This window comes from Streptomyces sp. NPDC042002, assembly GCF_055588305.1.
Genome location: NZ_JBVJCT010000018.1, coordinates 52,457 through 71,918 on the forward strand (window position 1 = coordinate 52,457; position 19,462 = coordinate 71,918).

Below are 19,462 nucleotides of genomic sequence, written 5' to 3' on the forward strand. Positions count from 1 at the left end.
CGGTCAGGAGGGCCGGGCCATGGCCTTCACGAAGGCGCGCTCCACGTCCGCGGCGGACAGGACGCCGTAGATCTCGCCGGAGTCCTCCACCACCAGGTACTCGGTGGCGGGGCTGGCGCGCAGGGCGTCGAGGAGGTCCTCGCCGGCGAGTTCGGCGGAGACCCGCATGCCGTCGGTGAGGTCCTGGGCGAGGCCGCTGACGGCGACCCAGGGGCGGCGGTGCTCGGGTACGCCGACGATGGCGGCCTCGCGGACGAGGGAGAGTGGTTCGCCGTCGGCGTCGACGACGACCAGTGCGCGGGCGCCGACGTCGTTGGCGCGGCGCAGGGCTTCGGAGAGCGGGGTGCTGGTCTCGACGGGGACCGCGCGCCGGGTGAGTGAGCGGGCGCGCAGTTCCGGGAGGTGTTCGCGCAGCCGGGCCATGCGGAGGCTGTTGCCGGCGCCGGTCCAGATGATGGCCGCGAGGATGGCGGCGAGGAGGGCGTCGGTGATGGTGTCCATGCCGCCGACGTTGTCGGGGGCGGCGCCGAGTGCCTGGGACTGGGTGAGCAGGGGGAGCCCGATCAGTACGCAGACGGCGAGGGCGCGGCCGACCCAGGCGGCGGCGACGGTGCCGCTCATCGCCCGGCCGGTGATCTTCCAGACGACGGCTCGGAGCATCCGGCCGCCGTCGAGGGGCAGGCCGGGCAGCAGGTTGAAGGCGGCGACGATGAGGTTGGAGACCATCAGGCCGGCGAGGAGGACGCCGGGGACGGTGCCGGGTTCGACGGGCAGCATGGCGAGGTAGAAGAGGCCGGACAGGACGAGGGAGAGCAGCGGGCCGACGAAGGCGAGGACGAACTCCCGGCCGGGGGTCTCGGCCTCCTTCTCGATCTCCGAGACGCCGCCGAAGAACTGGAGCTGGATCCGGCGGACCGGCAGTTTGAAGCGCAGGGCCGCGACGGTGTGGGCGAGTTCGTGGACGAGTACGGAGGCGTAGAAGGCGACGGCGAAGAAGAGGGAGACCAGGTAGCGGGCGGCGCCGAGTTCGGGCAGGACGCGGTCGAGCTGGTCGCCGAACACCCAGGTGATGAGGGCGGCGACGAGGAACCAGCTGGGCGCGACGTACACGGGCACGCCGAACGGCCGGCCCATGAGCAGTCCGCCGCCGGGTTCCTTGGCGCGGCGCGGCGGCCGTCCCTTGGCGGTGCCCGTGCGGGCGCGGGTCCGGTGGGCGCCGTGGAGTTCGTCGTGGTCGGTGAGGGACGGCTCCTCGCCGTGGGTCTCGGCCCGGCTGTCGGACGGCTCGGCGGGCCCGCCGTGGGCTGCGGTCTCCTCGGTGTGATCGGCTGTGCGATCGGTGGCGTGACCCGTGGTGTGATCGGTGCGCTCGGTGGAGGCGGGGGCCTTCGTCAGCGGGTCGCGGGAGGTTCCGGTGCGGGTCACGGACTGCGGAGCGGGCGTGGGGTGCGTCTCGGAACCGGTCAGGTCCTGAGGCGTGGTGGCGTCGTGGGGCCCGGACGCCGCGTGGGAATCGGCCTCGGCGTCCGCGTGTGCGTCCGGCTCAGTGTCTGTGCGGTGATCCGCCTCGGGGCGGGCGGGGGTCCGTGCCTCGGTCCGGGTGCCGGTGTCCCCGTCGGGGTCCGTCTCGGTCCGGGAGTCGTGTTCGGGGGCCGTGGGCGCCGGCCCGGTGGTGGTCTCGGGCCCGGCCGGTTCGGGGCGTGCGCCGGAGGCCGGACCCGCGGAGGCCGGGGGCCTCTCGTGGTGCTCGGTCGCCTCGCCCGTACCGGACCGCGGCTGCCCGCTCCCGCCGCTCTCGTCCACGATGTCCCCTCGTTCGAAGCGTCCCCCGCCCCCGGTTCATGCGGAGCAGGAGGGTCTGGGGTCGATGGTATGCGGCCATCGCGGCGCGTTCCGCCCCGGCACCCCCCTGTTTTCCGTGCCGTCGCCCCGCCGGGACCGGTTCACTGTCGGTGGTGGGCCGTAAGGTCTGTTGTCATGGAAACCAGCACCGAGGGCGCCGTACCCGAAGAAGTGGCCGTGGCCGCCGGAGCCGGCGCGGCCGCCGCCGACGGACCGGCCCCCGCGGTGGCGCGCGCGCCCGCCTCGCTGTCGCCCTCGCGTGCCAGTGACTTCATGCAGTGTCCTTTGCTGTACCGGTTCCGGGTGATCGACAAGCTGCCCGAGAAGCCGAGTGAGGCGGCGACCAGAGGGACGCTGGTGCACGCGGTTCTCGAGCGGCTCTTCGACGCCCCGGCCGTGGACCGGACCGCGCCGCGCGCCAAGTCGCTGATTCCCGCCCAGTGGGACCGGTTGCGGGAGACGAAGCCGGAGGTCGTGGAGCTGTTCGCCGACGACCCGGAGGGCGAGCGGCTCGCGCGCTGGCTTACCGAGGCGGAGCGGCTGGTGGAGCGCTGGTTCACGCTGGAGGACCCGACGCGGCTGGAGCCGGCCGAGCGGGAGCTGTTCGTCGAGGCGCGGCTGGATTCCGGGCTCACGCTGCGCGGCATCATCGACCGGGTCGACGTGGCCCCGTCGGGCGAGGTCCGGATCGTCGACTACAAGACGGGGAAGGCGCCCCGGCCCGAGTACGCCGAGGGTGCGCTGTTCCAGATGAAGTTCTACGCCCTGGTGGTGTGGCGGCTGAAGCGGGTGGTCCCGCGCCGTCTTCAGCTCGTCTATCTCGGCAGCGGTGACGTACTGACGTACGACCCGGAGATCGCGGACCTGGAGCGCGTGGAGCGCAAGCTGCTCGCTCTGTGGGAGGCGATCCGGGAGGCGACGGAGACGGGTGAGTGGCGGCCGCGCCCCACCAAACTGTGCGGCTGGTGCGACCACCAGGCCGTGTGTCCGGAATTCGGTGGTACTCCCCCGGCATATCCGCTCCCGGTCAGGGCGCCCGGGTCGGGCGCCTAGGAGCAGGGCAGAATGGGGCCGGACTAGCGAAGGAGACTTACGTGGCCATCCGCGTCCTACTGGTCGACGACCAGCCGCTGCTGCGCACCGGCTTCCGGATGATTCTGGAGGCGGAGCAGGATCTGGCGGTCGTCGGCGAGGCCGGTGACGGTCTCCAGGCACTCGATCAGGTTCGTGCGCTGCAGCCCGATGTGGTTCTGATGGACATCCGTATGCCGCGGATGGACGGTGTCGAGGCGACCCGGCAGATCACCGGCCCCGGCCGGGACGGTCCGGCGAAGGTCCTCGTCCTGACGACGTTCGACCTCGACGAGTACGTGGTGGAGGCGCTCCGCGCGGGCGCCAGTGGTTTCCTTCTCAAGGACGCGCCCGCCAATGAGCTGGTGCAGGCGATCCGGGTGGTCGCGGCGGGTGAGGCGATGCTCGCGCCGAGCATCACGCGCCGGCTGCTCGACAAGTACGCGGGTCATCTGCCGTCCGGCGACGATCCGGTTCCGGACACGTTGCACACGCTGACCGACCGTGAGGTCGAGGTGCTGAAGCTGGTGGCGCGCGGGTTGTCGAACGCGGAGATCGCGGCGGATCTGTTCGTGAGTGAGACGACGGTCAAGACGCATGTGGGGCATGTCCTGACGAAGCTGGGGCTGCGTGACCGGGTACAGGCCGCGGTGTACGCGTACGAGAGCGGGCTGGTGCGTCCCGGGGCGCAGTAAGCGGCGCCGGTTCTCGGGGCCGGTCCTGGACCGGTTCACTTCAGGCAGCGCGAAGGGCGCCCGTTCCGGTGAGGAACGGGCGCCCTTCGCGTACGGCGTCCACGAGCGGTGCTCGGTCAGCCCTTGTAGATCTCCCAGAAGCGGAACACGGTCGAGGCGTCGAGGCAGTTCTCGAGGCCGTAGACGCCGTCGCGCGCGACGGCGTACTGCTTGGCCTGCCAGATCGGCAGGACGGGCACGTCGGCTGCGACCAGGTCCTGGAGCTTGCCGTATGCGGCCTCGGTCGAGGCGCGGTCGCTCTGGGCGGCCGTCTTCGGGATGAGGGTGCCGGTGATCGTGCTGTTGGTGTAGTTGTTGCTCAGCACGTTGCCCTTGCCGAAGAACGGGGCCGTGAAGTTGTCCGGGTCCGGGTAGTCGGGCACCCAGCCCTTCACGTACACGCCGTACTTGCCGGCGGTGACGTCCTGCTCGTACTGGCCGTAGGCGACGGACTTCACGTTCGCGTCGAACAGTCCGCTGGCGTTGAGCTGCTTGGCGATCGCCTTGAACTCCTGGTCCGTGGCGGGACCGTAGCGCGACGGGGTCGACCAGAGGGTGAGCTTCACCTTGCCGGTGATGCCCTCGGCGCGCAGCGCGGCCGCGGCCTTGGACCGCGAGGGGTGGGCACCGTAGGTGTCGAAGAAGGACGTGCTGTGCCCGGTGACGCCGGAGGGGACGATCGAGTACAGCGGGGTCGCGGTGTCCTGGTAGACGTCGCCGACGAGGGCGTCGCGGTCCAGGAGGTAGGCGATGGCCTTGCGGACGCCGGGCTTGCCGGCCACCGGGTCGTCCATGTTGAAGACCATGTGCTGGACTTCGGCGCTGGTTCCCTCGACGACGTTGATGCCGCTGTTGCTCGCGGAGGCGTTCTGGATCTCCGCGATGTCGTCGGCGGCGAGGCCTCGGTAGGCGACGTCGATCTGCTTGTTCAGCAGGGAGTTCTTCAGGGCCGCCTGGTCGCCGTGGAAGAACTGCAGCGTGATGCCGGTGTTCTTGGCCTTGGCGGTGCCCTTGTAGCTCGGGTTGACCGAGAAGACGGCCTTGTCGTGGCTGAACGAGTCGAGCTTGTACGGGCCGGAACCGACGGCCTCGTTGTCCTTGCGGAGCGCGTTCGTGGCGTACTGCTGGTGGTCCACGATCGAGCCGGCGCCGGAGGCGATCTTGCTCGGGAAGGTGGCGTCGGCGTACTTGAGGTGGAAGACGACGGTCTGGGCGTCCGGCGTGACGACCCGGTCGAGCATGGGGAACATGATCGCCGGACCGGCAGCGTCGTTGATCTTCAGCGTACGGTCGAAGGAGAACTTCACGTCCGCCGAGGTGAGCGCGTCACCGTTGCTGAACTTCAGACCGTCCTGCAGCGTGCATTTGTACACCTTGGTGCCGGTGTCGGTGAACGCGCACTCCTTGGCCGCTTCCGGCTCGGGCTCGGTTCCGCCCTTGGGAAAGCTCAACAGCGACTGGAAGACGTTGTTGAACAGCAGCCACGATCCTGGGTCGTAGCCGGAAGCTGGGTCGGTGGCCAGGACGTCGTCGGACATCCCGATCACCACGGAGGAGCTACTGCTCCCGGGATTGCCCGTCTCCGAGCCACAGCCGGTCAGCAGGCCGGAGGCCAGCCCCGCCACGATGGGCAGGACTGGCCACTGGTTACGCATGTTCACTTGCACGTGCCTTGTCGTTGGATCTACTGAACCCGGGACCGTCAGGCCCCGGGCCGGATCCGGGGCCTGACGGCCCCGGATCGGATGGTTCGGTCAGCCGCTGACGCCCCGGCTGAGCTCCCACAGCTGAAGAGTGGAGGAGGAGTTGAGCGCCCACTCCGAGCCCGTGATGTTGTCGCGGGCGGCGATGTACTGCTTGCCCTGCCACAGCGGGATCAGCGGGACGTCGTTCGCGACGATGTCCTGGATGGTCGTGAGGCTCTTCGTCGCGGTGAGGCGGTCGGCCTCGCGCCGGGAGGCGGGGATCAGGTTGTTGATGATGTTGCTGTTCGAGTAGGGCGACTTGAGGAAGTTGTCCTTGTCGAGGAACGGCGCCAGGAAGTTGTCGGCGTCGGGGAAGTCGGGGAACCAGCCCATGCCCCAGACATCGTACTTGCCGGCCCGCTCGGCCGGGACGAACTTGTCCCAGGTCGTGCCCTGAGTGGTGGCGTCGAAGAGGCCGCTCGCGTTGAGCTGCTTCTTCAGGATCTCGAACTCCTGCGCGGTGGCCGTGCCGTAGTGGTCGGTCGTGTAGTGCAGCGTGACCTTCACCGGGGTGGTGATGCCGGCCTTGCCGAGGATCGTCTGGGCCCTGCTGACGCTCGGGTCACCGTACCGGTTGAAGAACGCGTTGGAGTGACCCGTGATCGTCGCCGGGACCATCGAGTAGAGCGGCTCGGCCTGCGTGCCGTACACCTTGGCGACGAGTTCACCGCGGTTGATGAGCTGCGCCATGGCCTGGCGGACGGCGGTCGACTTCACCGAGGGGGCGTCGGTGTTGAAGGCGAGGTAGCGGATTTCCAGGCCGGGCATCTCGTTCAGGTTGATGTTGCCGCCCGAAGCGTTGTCCAGCTTGGTGATCTGCGCCGGCGTCATCGAGCGCGTCATCAGGTCGATGTCGCCCTTCTCGAGGGCCGTGCCCATGGCCGCCGCGCTCTCGTAGGAGCGCATCTCGACCTTGGAGTTCTTTATCTTCAACTGCCCCTTGTAGTGGGAGTTCTTCGTGAAGACGGCCTTGACGACGGCGTCGTCCTTGACCTCGGTCTCCACGGTGTACGGCCCCGAGCCGTCGACGGAGAAGCCGTCGCGCAGCTTGTTCTTCTCGTAGTCCTTCGGGTTCACGATGCCGGCGACGGGGGTCGACAGCTTGAACGGGAAGGTCGCGTCGGCGCTGTTGAGGTGGAAGATCACCTCTCGGTCGCCCCGCGTCTCGACGGTGTCGATGGTGGACAGCAGGGCGAACACACCACTGTCGGCCTTGATGGCCCTCGCACGGTCGATCGAGAACTTGACGTCCTTGGCGGTGATCGCGTCACCGTTGGAGAACTCCAGGCCCTCGCGCAGCGTGCACGAGTAGCGCTCGTTGCCGCTGTCGGTGAAGCCGCACTTCTCGGCGGCCTCGGGCTGCGGCTCACCGTCACCACGCGGCTGGACCATCAGCGTCTGCACGGTCTGACGCAGCACGTTCCAGGTGCCGACGTCGTACGCGTACGCCGGGTCGAACGGAGCCGGGGCATCCTTCGACACCGTGAACCGGTCCGTGGTGCCGACAACGATGGCATCGCCGCTGTTGCTCCCGCTGGCGGACCCACCACACGCGGCGAGCACCGGGGCGAGCAGGCCAACCACGGCCGGCAGCACCAAAGTCTTGCGGTTCATGCTCGTGTTTCTCCAGAGCTGTAGTTTCCGCGAACCGGCATGCAGGGGTGGCGCGGCGGGTCACGGGGTTACGGCGATGTTCTCGCGATGACATTAGTCCGCACCACAGGATCGGCCAGCAGGTGCCGGAGCCGCCTTCCGCTCACGCTGCGAAACCGGGCGCGGACGCACCGATAACCCGACACGGGAAGGATTAGTGCAGGGTTTCATCAATCGGGACACAAGGGCACGTCGGGCCTTCACGGCGGGGAGATGTGTGCACAAGTCGGTCCGACTGTCGACCCTCCGTAACGTGGCGAACGTCACACTGTCAAATTGATTGAGGAGGACCGGAATTCAGCCATCCGCCCCGTTATGAATTCCCGCCGGGCCCTCGCTCGCACTTACCACAGGGAGCCGCCGGACCTTTCCACGGCATTCACCACCGCGCGCCGCGCGATTCGGCGGGGCGTACTCGGTGGACTTTCAGTGTGTTTCCGTCATCAGGCGGTGCAGAAAGGGCAGGTCGACCTCTTCCAGGGAACTCACCACGGTGCGGCGGGCGGCCGGGGCGATGGGCGCGACCGAGGGGACGGCGACCACCTGGCAGCCCGCGGCCTCGGCGGAGGCGACTCCGGTCGAGGTGTCCTCGATGACGGCACATCGCGCCGGTTCTGCGCCGAGCCGCGCGGCGGCGAGCAGATACGGGTCGGGGAACGGCTTGGTCCGCTCCACCTCGTCGCCCGCGACGGTCAGTGCGAAGAAGTGGGAGCCGATCGCGCCCAGGACGCGGTCGATGATCCGCCGGTGCGAGGCGGAGACCAGCGCGGTGGGGACCTCGTGCGCCGCGAGCTCGGCGAGCAGCCTGGCCGCGCCCGGCATCAGCGGCAGGGAGTGGCCGATGCGCTCCTCAAAACCGTCGTTGAGCAGCACGGACAGCTCGGGGAGGGTGATGGCGGCACCGGTGGCCTCGATGAGGAAGCCCGCGCTGCGGGTCATCGGACCGCCGACCACCACATGGCGCCAGGAGTCGTCCAGCGCGTGACCGAGGGCCTTGAAGACCTCGACTTCCACGTCCCACCAGAAGCCCTCGGTGTCCACCAGGGTTCCGTCCATGTCGAGGAGCACGGCCTGCAGGGCTGAGCCTTCGGCCGTACGAGTTCCGAGCGCGGGGACCGTACTGGTCATCCTGGCGCACCTCCTTGAGGGACGATCAGGCCGGCTGCCCCCTTTTGCGCCAGGGGACAACCGGCCTGCGATGGACCGACCAGTGTACGACTTATCCGATCAGTCTGCGCGAGCGTGCGGACCGCAGCGCGTCGGAGCCCTCACCGTGCGTTGAAGTACTTCGCCTCCGGGTGGTGGATCACGATCGCGTCGGTGGACTGCTCCGGGTGGAGCTGGAACTCCTCGGAGAGGTGGACGCCGATGCGCTCGGGCTCCAGGAGTTCCGCGATCTTGGCGCGGTCCTCCAGGTTGGGGCAGGCGCCGTAGCCGAGCGAGAAGCGGGCGCCGCGGTACTTCAGGGCGAACATGTCTTCGACGCCGGCCGGGTCCTCCCCCGCGAAGCCCAGCTCCGAGCGCACCCGCGCGTGCCAGTACTCGGCGAGTGCCTCGGCGAGCTGCACGGACAGGCCGTGCAGTTCGAGGTAGTCGCGGTAGGCGTTGGCCTCGAAGAGCTTGGCGGTCTCCTCGCCGATCCGGGAGCCGACGGTGACGACCTGGAGGCCGACCACGTCGGTCTCCCCCGACTCCTCCGGGCGGAAGAAGTCGGCCAGGCAGAGCCGGCGGCCCCGGCGCTGGCGGGGGAAGGTGAAGCGGGTCCGCTCGTTGCCCCGCTCGTCCAGGATGATCAGGTCGTCGTCCTTGGAGACGCACGGGAAGTAGCCGTAGACCACGGCCGCTTCCAGCAGGTTGTCGGTCTGGAGCCGGTCCAGCAGCCCGCGCAGCCGCGGCCGGCCCTCGGTCTCGACCAGTTCCTCGTACGTCGGGCCGTCGCCGGCGCGGGCCTGCTTGAGACCCCACTGGCCCTTGAACAGGGCGCCCTCGTCCAGCCAGGAGGCGTACTCCTTGAGCTGGATGCCCTTGATCACGCGGGTGCCGGTGAAGGGCGGCTTCGGAACGGGGTTGGTGACGGAGACGTCGGAGCGGACGTGGCCCTCTTCCGGGCGCTCCTCGACGACCGTGTCCGCGGCCGCCCGCACCCGTCGCTGCTTGAGTTCGGGCAGCACCGCTCCGGGCACTCCGCGCTTGACGCCGATCAGCGCGTCCATCAGGCGCAGGCCCTCGAAGGCGTCGCGGGCGTAACGGACCTCGCCCTGGTAGATCTCGTACAGGTCCTGTTCGACATAGGCCCGGGTCAGGGCGGCGCCGCCGAGGATCACCGGGTAGTCGGCGGACAGGCCCCGCTGGTTCAGCTCCTCCAGGTTCTCCTTCATGATCACCGTGGACTTGACCAGGAGCCCCGACATGCCGATGACGTCGGCCCTGTGCTCCTCGGCGGCGTCCAGGATCGCGGAGACCGGCTGCTTGATGCCGAGGTTGACGACGTTGTAGCCGTTGTTGGACAGGATGATGTCGACGAGGTTCTTGCCGATGTCGTGGACGTCGCCGCGCACGGTGGCCAGCACGATGGTGCCCTTGCCCTCGGAGTCCGACTTCTCCATGTGCGGTTCGAGGTAGGCGACGGCCGTCTTCATGACCTCGGCGGACTGGAGCACGAACGGGAGCTGCATCTGGCCGGAGCCGAACAGCTCGCCGACCACCTTCATGCCGTCCAGCAGGGTCTCGTTGACGATGTCGAGGGCGGGGCGGTCCTGGAGGGCCTCGGCGAGGTCGGCCTCCAGGCCGTTCTTCTCGCCGTCGATGATCCGCCTCTTCAGCCGCTCGTCCAGCGGCAGCGCGGCCAGTTCCTCGGCCTTGCCCGCCTTGAGGGACTTGGTGGTGGCGCCCTCGAACAGGGCCATCAGCTTCTGCAGCGGGTCGTAGCCCTCGGCCCGGCGGTCGTGGATGAGGTCGAGGGCGGTGGTGACCTCCTCCTCGCTGAACCGGGCGATCGGGAGGATCTTGGACGCGTGCACGATCGCCGAGTCCAGGCCCGCCTTGACGCACTCGTCGAGGAAGACCGAGTTGAGCAGGATGCGGGCGGCCGGGTTGAGGCCGAAGGAGATGTTGGACAGGCCGAGCGTGGTCTGCACGTCCGGGCGGCGGCGCTTGAGCTCGCGGATCGCCTCGATCGTCGCGATGCCGTCCTTGCGGGACTCCTCCTGGCCGGTACAGATCGTGAAGGTCAGGGTGTCGATGAGGATGTCGGACTCGTGGATGCCCCAGTTGCCCGTCAGGTCCTCGATGAGCCGCTCGGCGATGGCGACCTTGGTCTCGACGGTACGGGCCTGACCCTCCTCGTCGATGGTCAGCGCGATCAGCGCGGCGCCGTGCTCCTGCGCCAGTCGGGTGACCTTCGCGAACCGGGACTCGGGGCCGTCGCCGTCCTCGTAGTTGACGGAGTTGAGGACCGCGCGGCCGCCGAGGCGCTCCAGGCCGGCGCGCAGGACCTCGACCTCGGTGGAGTCGAGCACGATGGGCAGCGTGGAGGCGGTGGCGAACCGGCCGGCCAGCTCGTCCATGTCGGCGACGCCGTCCCGGCCGACGTAGTCGACGCACAGGTCGAGCATGTGCGCGCCCTCGCGGATCTGGTCGCGGGCCATCTCCACGCAGTCGTCCCAGCGGGCCTCCAGCATGGCCTCGCGGAACTTCTTCGAGCCGTTGGCGTTGGTGCGCTCGCCGATCGCCATGTAGGCGGTGTCCTGGCGGAACGAGACCGTCTGGTAGAGCGAGGCGGCACCGGGCTCGGGCTGCGGGCTGCGCTCGGGGGGCGTGACACCGTTGACCCGCTCCACCACCTGGCGCAGGTGCTCGGGGGTCGTGCCGCAGCAGCCGCCGATCAGGGAGAGGCCGTAGTCCCGTACGAAGTTCTCCTGGGCGTCGGCCAGTCCCTCGGCGTCGAGCGGGAAGTGGGCGCCGTTCTTCGTCAGGACCGGCAGACCGGCGTTCGGCATGCACAGCAGGGGGATGCGGGAGTGCCGGGTGAGGTAGCGCAGGTGCTCGCTCATCTCGGCGGGGCCGGTGGAGCAGTTCAGGCCGATCATGTCGATGCCGAGCGGCTCCAGCGCGGTCAGCGCGGCGCCGATCTCGGAGCCCAGCAGCATGGTGCCGGTCGTCTCGAAGGCCATGGAGACCAGCAGGGGCACCCGGACGCCGGTCGCCTCCATCGCGCGGTGCGCGCCGAGGACGGAGGACTTCGTCTGCAGCAGGTCCTGGGTGGTCTCGACGATCAGCGCGTCGGCGCCGCCGGCGAGCAGGCCCTCGGCGTTGGCCTGGAAGCCGTCGCGCAGGGTGCCGTAGGAGACGTGGCCGAGCGTCGGCAGCTTCGTGCCGGGGCCGATCGAGCCCAGCACCCAGCGCTGGCGGCCGTCGCGGGCGCCGAACGCGTCGGCGACCTCGCGGGCGATCCGGGCCCCGGCCTCGGAGAGCTCGTGGACGCGCTCGGCGATGTCGTACTCGGCCATCGCGGAGTGGTTCGCCCCGAAGGTGTTCGTCTCGACGCAGTCGACGCCGACCTCGAAGTACGCCTCGTGGACGGAGCGCACGATGTCGGGGCGGGTGATGTTGAGGATCTCGTTGCAGCCCTCGAGGTTCTCGAAGTCCTCGAGCGTCGGGTCCTGCTCCTGAAGCATCGTGCCCATCGCGCCGTCGGCCACCACGACCCGGGTGGCGAGCGCTTCTCGGAGTGCGTCGGTCCGCCTCCGGCTCTCGGAAAGGCCGGACGAAAGGGACGGGTTCGGCAACGAGGCCATGAAGGTGCTCCCTGGAGTGCGACGGCTGTCGGCTTTGCGCTTCCCATGGAAGGCGCACGCCGTCAGGGTAGCCCGGAGCAGCGCGGATCGGTCGTGGCGTCCACGAGCCGGACGGGCGTGGCGTGGGTGACGCCGGTGTGGCGGCGGACGGAACGTGGGGCGACCACCCATTGGCGGGAGCTCGGTGACGACCGGTAGTGTTCGACATTGCCGAACGGTAGCGGGTAGTCGCACGCCGGCGGTCCAAGGGGACGGAGGCAGCACGGCGATGGCACGGAACATCCAGTCGCTCGAACGGGCAGCGGCGATGCTGCGGCTGCTGGCGGGCGGCGAGCGGCAGCTCGGCCTGTCGGACATCGCCTCCTCGCTGGGCCTGGCCAAGGGCACCGCCCATGGCATCCTGCGCACCCTCCAGCAGGAGGGGTTCGTCGAGCAGGACACGGCTTCCGGGCGCTATCAGCTGGGCGCCGAACTGCTGCGCCTGGGCACCACCTATCTGGACGTGCACGAACTGCGGGCGCGCGCCCTGGTGTGGACCGACGACCTGGCCCGCTCCAGCGGCGAGAGCGTCTATCTGGGCGTACTGCACCAGCAGGGCGTACTGATCGTGCACCACGTCTTCCGGCCCGACGACAGCCGTCAGGTCCTGGAGGTCGGGGCGATGCAGCCGCTGCACTCCACAGCCCTGGGCAAGGTGCTGTCGGCGTACGACCCGGTGGCGCACAGCGAGGTCCTGGAGGTCGAGCGCAAGGCGTTCACACCGCGGACGATCAGCGAACTGGACGACTTCGAGGGCGTCCTCGACGTGACCCGCGCGCGCGGGTACGCGGACGACGTCGAGGAGACCTGGACGGGTGTCGCCTCGGTCGCCGCCCCGATCCACAACCGGCGGCGGATGCCGGTCGGCGCGGTGGGCATCACCGGGGCCGTGGAGCGGGTGTGCAAGGACGGGGAGCTGCGCCCCGACCTGATCGCCGCCGTACGGGACTGCGCCCGCGCGGTGTCGCGGGACCTGGGCGCCGGGCGGTTCTGACGCGAACACCGTTCGCCGGGCGGTTCTGACGCGCGGACCCTTCGCCGGGTCCGCTCCGACACACAGACCCCTCGCGGGGCCGTTCCGACGCACGGACCATTCACAGGCGCGTACGGGGCAGGGCCCGGGATTCACACAGGAGACAAGGCCGGGAAGCGGAATGCTTCCCGGCCTCCTTCGTATGCCCTCGGACCAGCGACGACGCATCGATAGCACACAACAATCAATAACGATCGTGTTTTCGATAACCCAACCCTTGACGAGCCGCTGAAGCGAGAGCAAGACTCCCGTCCATCGGTCGACATTGTCGAACACCTACCGGTAATACGCGTTAGAGTGTGGCAATGCCAGGGCCGAGACCGCTCTCACTCCCCGAGAGCACGAACCACCGGTGGGACCCGGGGTTCGGCTTCCCCTGGACGAAGGACAAAGGAGTCGCGGGTGTCCAGCTCCGACATCTTCATCGGCGAGACCATCGGTACCGCCGTGCTCATCCTGCTGGGCGGTGGCGTGTGCGCCGCCGTCACGCTGAAGGCCTCCAAGGCGCGAGGCGCCGGATGGCTCGCCATCGCCTTCGGGTGGGGCTTCGCGGTCATGACCGCGGTCTACATCTCGGCGCCGCTCTCCGGCGCGCACCTCAACCCGGCCGTGACACTCGCGCTCGCGATCAAGGACGACGACTACAGCAACCTCGCCACCTACTGGGGCGGACAGCTCCTCGGCGCCATGATCGGCGCGTCGCTGGTCTGGGTCGCCTACTACGGCCAGTTCCTCGCGCACCTCACCGACAGCGAGATCGTCGGGGGCCCCGAGGAGCAGACCGTGAAGTCGGTCGAGGCCGAGGAGAAGGGCGCGGGCCCGGTGCTCGGCGTCTTCTCCACCGGCCCCGAGATCCGGAACATCGCGCAGAACCTCGCCACCGAGATCATCGGCACCGTCGTCCTGATCCTCGCGATCCTCACGCAGGGCCTGAACGACAACGGCAACGGCCTGGGCACCCTGGGCGCCCTGATCACCGCCTTCGTGGTGGTGAGCATCGGCCTCTCCCTCGGCGGCCCCACCGGCTACGCGATCAACCCGGCCCGTGACCTCGGTCCGCGCATCGTGCACGCCCTGCTCCCCCTGCCCAACAAGGGTGGTTCGGACTGGAGCTACGCCTGGATACCGGTCGTCGGTCCGCTCATCGGCGGCGCGATCGCGGCAGGCATATACAACGTCGCCTTCGCTTAGGAGCCCCCGCTCCAGCACGCTTGGAAGCCGCGCCCCAAGAGCCGCGAGCCGCACAGCACCGCTTTGAAGCACCGCGCCGTAAACAGCCCCTTTCCGACGGACATCAGGAGCAGACCGTGACCGACGCACACACCGCAGGCCCCTTCATCGCCGCGATCGACCAGGGCACCACCTCGTCCCGCTGCATCGTCTTCGACCGCGACGGACGCATCGTCTCCGTCGACCAGAAGGAGCACGAGCAGATCTTCCCGAAGCCGGGCTGGGTCGAGCACGACGCCGCCGAGATCTGGACCAACGTCCAGGAGGTCGTCGCCGGAGCCATCTCGAAGGCCGGCATCACCCGCGACGACATCAAGGCCATCGGCATCACCAACCAGCGTGAGACCACGCTGCTGTGGGACAAGAACACCGGTGAGCCCGTCCACAACGCCCTCGTCTGGCAGGACACCCGCACCGACGCCCTGTGCCGGGAACTCGGCCGCAACGTCGGCCAGGACCGCTTCCGCCGCGAGACCGGTCTGCCGCTCGCGTCGTACTTCGCCGGCCCCAAGGCCCGCTGGCTCCTCGACAACGTCGAGGGCCTGCGGGAGCGCGCCGAGGCCGGGGACATCCTGTTCGGCACCATGGACACCTGGGTCATCTGGAACCTGACCGGCGGTGTCGACGGCGGCAAGCACGTCACCGACGTCACCAACGCCTCCCGCACCATGCTGATGAACCTGCACACCCTGGCCTGGGACGAGAAGATCGCCGAGTCCATCGGCGTGCCGCTCGCGATGCTCCCCGAGATCCGCTCCTCCGCCGAGGTCTACGGCGAGGTCACCGGCGGCCCGCTCGGCGAGATCCTCGGCGGCATCCCGGTCGCCTCCGCGCTCGGCGACCAGCAGGCGGCCCTGTTCGGCCAGACCTGTTTCTCCGAGGGCGAGGCCAAGTCCACGTACGGCACCGGCACCTTCATGCTGATGAACACCGGTGACAAGATCATCAACTCGTACTCGGGCCTGCTGACCACGGTCGGCTACCGGATCGGCGAGCAGGAGCCGGTCTACGCCCTGGAAGGCTCCATCGCCGTCACCGGCTCGCTGGTGCAGTGGATGCGCGACCAGATGGGCCTGATCAAGTCCGCCGCCGAGATCGAGACCCTCGCGTCCTCGGTGGAGGACAACGGCGGCGCGTACGTCGTGCCGGCCTTCTCCGGTCTGTTCGCCCCGTACTGGCGTCCCGACGCCCGCGGTGTGATCGCCGGACTGACCCGGTACGTCACCAAGGCGCACATCGCGCGCGCCGTCCTGGAGGCCACCGCCTGGCAGACCCGCGAGATCAGCGACGCCATGACCAAGGACTCCGGCGTCGAGCTCACGGCGCTCAAGGTCGACGGCGGCATGACCTCCAACAACCTGCTGATGCAGACCCTGGCCGACGTCCTGGACGCCCCCGTGGTGCGTCCGATGGTCGCCGAGACCACCTGCCTCGGCGCCGCCTACGCCGCCGGTCTCGCCGTCGGCTTCTGGACCAACACCGAGGACCTGCGCGCCAACTGGCGCCGGGCCGCGGAATGGACCCCCAACATGGCCGCGGACGTCCGCGACCGTGAGTACAAGAGCTGGCTCAAGGCCGTCGAACGGACCATGGGCTGGATCGAAGACGAGAACTGACGAGGAGTAAGAACCCGCAATGACCAGCCAGCCCACCCTGCAGTCCGTGCCTGCCCTCGGCACGCACCCGGCCTCCGGCTCCAACCCGAGCCGCGCCGAGGCCCGGGAGCAGCTCTCCAAGGCAACGTACGACCTCCTCGTCATCGGCGGCGGCATCCTGGGCATCTCCACCGCCTGGCACGCCGCGCAGTCCGGGCTGCGGGTGGCGCTGGTCGACGCCGGCGACTTCGCCGGCGCCACCTCCTCCGCCTCTTCCAAGCTTCTCCACGGCGGTCTGCGCTACCTGCAGACCGGCGCGGTGAAGCTGGTGGCGGAGAACCACTTCGAGCGCCGTGCGGTCTCCCGTCAGGTGGCCCCCCACCTGGCGAACCCGCTCACGTTCTACCTCCCCGTGTACAAGGGCGGGCCGCACGGCGCGGCGAAGCTCGGAGCGGGCGTCTTCGCCTACTCCGCCCTGTCGGCCTTCGGTGACGGCGTGGGACATCTGCTCAGCCCCTCCAAGGCCGCGCAGGACGTGCCCGAGCTGCGCACCGACAACCTCAAGGCCGTGGCCGTGTACGGCGACGACCAGATGAACGACTCCCGCATGGCCCTCATGACGGTCCGCGCGGCCGTCGAGTCGGGCGCCGCGGTCCTGAACCACGCCGAGGTCACCGGCCTGCGCTTCACGCGGGGCCGGGTGACGGGCGCGGAGCTGCGGGACCGGCTGTCCGGCGACGAGTTCGGCGTGAACGCCCGGCTCGTGCTGAACGCGACCGGCCCGTGGGTCGACCACCTGCGCAAGCTGGAGGACCCGGACGCGGCCCCGTCCATACGCCTGTCCAAGGGCGCGCACCTCGTCCTGAAGCGCACCTCCCCGTGGAAGGCCGCGCTGGCCACCCCGATCGACAAGTACCGCATCACCTTCGCTCTCCCGTGGGAGGACATGCTCCTGCTCGGCACCACCGACGAGGAGTACGAGGGCGACCCGGCGGACGTCTCGGTCACCGAGAAGGACACGGCCCAGATACTCGACGAGGCCGCGTTCTCCATACGCGACCAGCAGCTCTCGCGCGACCTGATCACGTACTCCTTCGCCGGTCTGCGGGTGCTGCCGGGCGGCCCCGGCGACACGTCGAAGGCCAAGCGCGAGACGGTCGTCACGGAGGGCCGCGGCGGCATGCTGTCCGTCGCGGGCGGCAAGTGGACCACCTTCCGGCACATCGGCCGTACGGTCATGAAGAAACTGGAGTCGCTGCCCGGCCATCCCCTGGGCGAGGACTTCGAGCCGATCTCCGAGCTGCCGAGGAAGCTGCCGCTCCCCGGTGTCGCCAACCCGCGCGCGGTCGCGCACCGCCTGCTGGTGGACGGTCCGGCGCCCGGCCCGCGCATGGCCGCCGACACGGCCAGGCATCTGGCCACCCACTACGGCTCGCTGGCCTTCGACATCGCCCGGCTGGCGAACGAGAACCCGGCGCTCGGCGAGCGCGTCCACCCGGACGCCCCGGAGATCTGGGCGCAGGTCGTCTACGCCCGGGACAACGAGTGGGCCGAGACGGCGGACGACGTGCTGCGCCGCCGTACGACGCTGACGATCCGCGGTCTCGCCACGGACGACGTCCGCGCCAAGGTGCAGAACCTGCTCGACGGCAAGTAGGGACGCACGGTCGGGTGAGGGGCGGCTCCCACGGGGGGTGCCGCCCCTCACGCGTGTGCCGGCACCGCGCGGTCCCCGGCACGCTCACCCGTTCAGCCTCCAGAACCCCGTCCGAATCCGTCCGTGGCGGAACTCGTTGCCTGCGAGCTGGACTTCCACCGGGGCATCGCGGCGGCCTCGGGCAACTCGGTGCTGTGCTCGCTGCTGGAGAGCCTGTCCTGACCCACCACCCGGGCCTCCGTCCGGCGCGGTCCGGCCCAGGAGGACGCGGTCGGCCGCACGATGCGCGAGCACCGCGCTTCCTGTCCGCCCTGCGCGACGGGGACGCCGAGGCGGCCCGGTCCTGGGCGTCGGTGCACATCGCGAGTGCGGAGCACTGGCTCAGATCCACGCTCCAGCCGCGGGATCGCTTCCGGGACACCGGATCTCTCCCGGTCGGCCGGCCTGAGGCGCGGGTCCACGGCAACGTCCCCGCTCCCCCGGCGAGTTGGCCAGGGAGCTCGGACGAGTGCGCGGTGGCCCGGGTGGCGGGCACGCGTGTTTCCGGGCTCCCGACGGGGCAGTGATCCGTTCACTCCCCCGTGCGAGGGGGCTGCGGAGGCCCCCTCGGCACGCCGTAAGGTTGAGGCGTACGCGAGGGCACATCGGAAGGAGGCGCTGGGTGATCGAGCTGGAGGGGGTTCCCGAGCTGATCGACCCAGTCATGGTGGCCGCGTTCGAGGGCTGGAACGACGCCGGCGACGCCGCCTCCGCCGCGGTCGCGCATCTGGACAGGGAATGGAAGGGCGAGGTGTTCGCGGCGCTGGACGCCGAGGACTACTACGACTTCCAGGTGAACCGGCCCACGGTGTGGCTGGACGGTGGCGTACGCAAGATCACCTGGCCGACCACGCGTCTGTCGGTGGTCCGGATCGGCGGCGAGAAGCCGCGCGACCTCGTGCTGGTCCGGGGCATCGAACCGTCGATGCGCTGGCGCTCGTTCTGCAACGAACTGCTGGGCTTCGCGCACGAACTGGGCGTGGAGCTGGTGGTGATCCTGGGCGCGCTGCTCGGCGACACCCCGCACACCCGTCCGGTGCCGGTCAGCGGAGTCACCTCCGACTCCGACCTGGCCCGCACGATGGACCTGGAGGAGACCAAGTACGAGGGCCCCACGGGCATCGTCGGCGTCCTTCAGGAGGCGTGCACGCACGCTGGCGTACCCGCCGTGTCGCTGTGGGCGGCCGTACCGCACTACGTGTCGCAGCCGCCCAACCCGAAGGCGACGCTGGCCCTGCTCAACCGCCTGGAGGACCTCATCGACCTGCGCATCCCGCTGGGCGAGCTGCCCGAGGACGCGCGGGCCTGGCAGCTGGGCGTCGACCAGCTGGCCGCCGAGGACAGCGAGGTCGCCGAGTACGTGCAGACGCTGGAGGAGGCCCGGGACACCGCCGAACTGCCGGAGGCGTCCGGCGAGGCGATCGCCCGCGAGTTCGAGCGTTATCTGCGCCGCAGGGACGGCGGCGGTCCGACGGCGGGAGCCGGCGGCCACGCGACGGAGAGCGGCGAACCGGCCTCGTACCTCCGCGACACTCCCGGCGGCCGCACCCGGCCCCCGCTGACGCAGCGCCCCGAGTCCGACACCGGGCAGGACACCGGGACGGACGAGGCCGCGGACGGCACCGACACGGACGCCCAGGACCGCGAGCCCGGCTCCACGGGCTCAAAGGGCCCCAAGGACCCCTCGGGTACGTCGAAGGACACGTCGGCCTCGGACACGTCGAAGGCGCCGGGCGCGCCGGAGTCCGCGGATACGTCGGATCCCTCGGACGCGGCGGATTCCTCAGATCCCTCCGGCACATCGGACCCCTCCGAGGATTGAGTTCCGGGGACTGAACTACGGGCTGGACTACGGGGACTGGGCTACGGGGACTCATTCCGAGGACCGGCCACCCGGACCGATCCGGAAGGGGGGGGGAGGGGGGGGGGGGGGGGCCCCTCCCTTCGTTGGGGTCGACACCGGAGCCGGTCCCTAGCGCCCACCACCCACATCCCACCCCCGACGGTGCCTTCCCGTCGCGGCCTCCA

The 19,462-nt window shown here is 69.8% G+C and carries 12 protein-coding genes and 1 pseudogene; 8 read left to right on the forward strand and 5 right to left on the reverse strand.

Annotation, left to right across the window (positions count from 1 at the left end):
• Positions 1-3 precede the first annotated feature (3 nt).
• A complete protein-coding gene (locus ACZ6KY_RS25020) occupies positions 4-1,803 on the reverse strand; it encodes a site-2 protease family protein (protein ID WP_469312512.1) in 1,800 nt (599 codons plus the stop codon).
• Between the two features lie 174 nt (positions 1,804-1,977).
• Here ACZ6KY_RS25020 and ACZ6KY_RS25025 point away from each other — a divergent pair, with 174 nt between their 5' ends.
• Both ACZ6KY_RS25025 and ACZ6KY_RS25030 read left to right on the forward strand, forming a co-directional pair.
• On the forward strand, positions 1,978-2,895 hold the full coding sequence (locus ACZ6KY_RS25025; RefSeq protein WP_469312513.1) for a RecB family exonuclease: 918 nt from the start codon (positions 1,978-1,980) through the stop codon (positions 2,893-2,895).
• A gap of 41 nt (positions 2,896-2,936) precedes the next feature.
• Entirely contained in the window at positions 2,937-3,608 is a 672-nt protein-coding gene (locus tag ACZ6KY_RS25030) for a response regulator (RefSeq protein ID WP_469312514.1), read from the forward strand.
• 116 nt (positions 3,609-3,724) lie between these two features.
• Here ACZ6KY_RS25030 and ACZ6KY_RS25035 read toward each other — a convergent pair whose 3' ends face one another.
• From ACZ6KY_RS25035 to metH, 4 genes are all read right to left on the reverse strand, one after another.
• Positions 3,725-5,308 (reverse strand): ABC transporter substrate-binding protein, encoded by a 1,584-nt coding sequence (locus ACZ6KY_RS25035; RefSeq protein ID WP_469312515.1) that lies wholly within the window; start codon positions 5,306-5,308, stop codon positions 3,725-3,727.
• A 93-nt stretch (positions 5,309-5,401) separates the two neighbouring features.
• Entirely contained in the window at positions 5,402-7,006 is a 1,605-nt protein-coding gene (locus ACZ6KY_RS25040; protein WP_469312516.1) for an ABC transporter substrate-binding protein, read from the reverse strand.
• 465 nt (positions 7,007-7,471) lie between these two features.
• The gene (locus tag ACZ6KY_RS25045; RefSeq protein WP_469312517.1) at positions 7,472-8,173 is read right to left on the reverse strand and encodes an HAD family hydrolase; all 702 of its coding nucleotides are present in this window, start codon (positions 8,171-8,173) and stop codon (positions 7,472-7,474) included.
• 140 nt (positions 8,174-8,313) lie between these two features.
• Entirely contained in the window at positions 8,314-11,841 is a 3,528-nt protein-coding gene (gene metH, locus ACZ6KY_RS25050; protein ID WP_469312518.1) for a methionine synthase, read from the reverse strand.
• A gap of 268 nt (positions 11,842-12,109) precedes the next feature.
• Between metH and ACZ6KY_RS25055 the strand changes: the two genes are divergently transcribed.
• From ACZ6KY_RS25055 to ACZ6KY_RS25080, 6 genes and pseudogenes are all read left to right on the forward strand, one after another.
• Positions 12,110-12,874: an IclR family transcriptional regulator gene (locus tag ACZ6KY_RS25055; RefSeq protein WP_401333762.1), complete on the forward strand. Its 765-nt coding sequence runs from the start codon at positions 12,110-12,112 to the stop codon at positions 12,872-12,874.
• 441 nt (positions 12,875-13,315) lie between these two features.
• Positions 13,316-14,104: an MIP/aquaporin family protein gene (locus tag ACZ6KY_RS25060; RefSeq protein WP_469312519.1), complete on the forward strand. Its 789-nt coding sequence runs from the start codon at positions 13,316-13,318 to the stop codon at positions 14,102-14,104.
• A gap of 116 nt (positions 14,105-14,220) precedes the next feature.
• Entirely contained in the window at positions 14,221-15,759 is a 1,539-nt protein-coding gene (glpK, locus tag ACZ6KY_RS25065) for a glycerol kinase GlpK (protein ID WP_469312520.1), read from the forward strand.
• A 19-nt stretch (positions 15,760-15,778) separates the two neighbouring features.
• Positions 15,779-17,395 (forward strand): glycerol-3-phosphate dehydrogenase/oxidase, encoded by a 1,617-nt coding sequence (locus tag ACZ6KY_RS25070; RefSeq protein WP_469312521.1) that lies wholly within the window; start codon positions 15,779-15,781, stop codon positions 17,393-17,395.
• A 117-nt stretch (positions 17,396-17,512) separates the two neighbouring features.
• Positions 17,513-17,790, forward strand: a pseudogene (locus ACZ6KY_RS25075) (FCD domain-containing protein); the annotation flags it as partial.
• Positions 17,791-18,056: 266 nt separating this feature from the next.
• Positions 18,057-19,256 carry a PAC2 family protein gene (locus ACZ6KY_RS25080; protein WP_469312522.1) on the forward strand — a complete coding sequence of 400 codons (1,200 nt, stop codon included), beginning with the start codon at positions 18,057-18,059 and terminating at the stop codon, positions 19,254-19,256.
• The last annotated feature ends 206 nt before the right edge of the window (positions 19,257-19,462 follow it).

What these genes read in the sequence shown, in the direction of transcription:
- ACZ6KY_RS25025 (WP_469312513.1), top strand. Translation starts at nt 1,978, where the DNA reads ATGGAAACCAGCACCGAGGGCGCCGTACCCGAAGAAGTGGCCGTGGCC.
- ACZ6KY_RS25040 (WP_469312516.1), bottom strand. Translation starts at nt 7,006, where the DNA reads ATGAACCGCAAGACTTTGGTGCTGCCGGCCGTGGTTGGCCTGCTCGCC.
- ACZ6KY_RS25045 (WP_469312517.1), bottom strand. Translation starts at nt 8,173, where the DNA reads ATGACCAGTACGGTCCCCGCGCTCGGAACTCGTACGGCCGAAGGCTCA.
- metH (WP_469312518.1), bottom strand. Translation starts at nt 11,841, where the DNA reads ATGGCCTCGTTGCCGAACCCGTCCCTTTCGTCCGGCCTTTCCGAGAGC.
- ACZ6KY_RS25055 (WP_401333762.1), top strand. Translation starts at nt 12,110, where the DNA reads ATGGCACGGAACATCCAGTCGCTCGAACGGGCAGCGGCGATGCTGCGG.
- ACZ6KY_RS25070 (WP_469312521.1), top strand. Translation starts at nt 15,779, where the DNA reads ATGACCAGCCAGCCCACCCTGCAGTCCGTGCCTGCCCTCGGCACGCAC.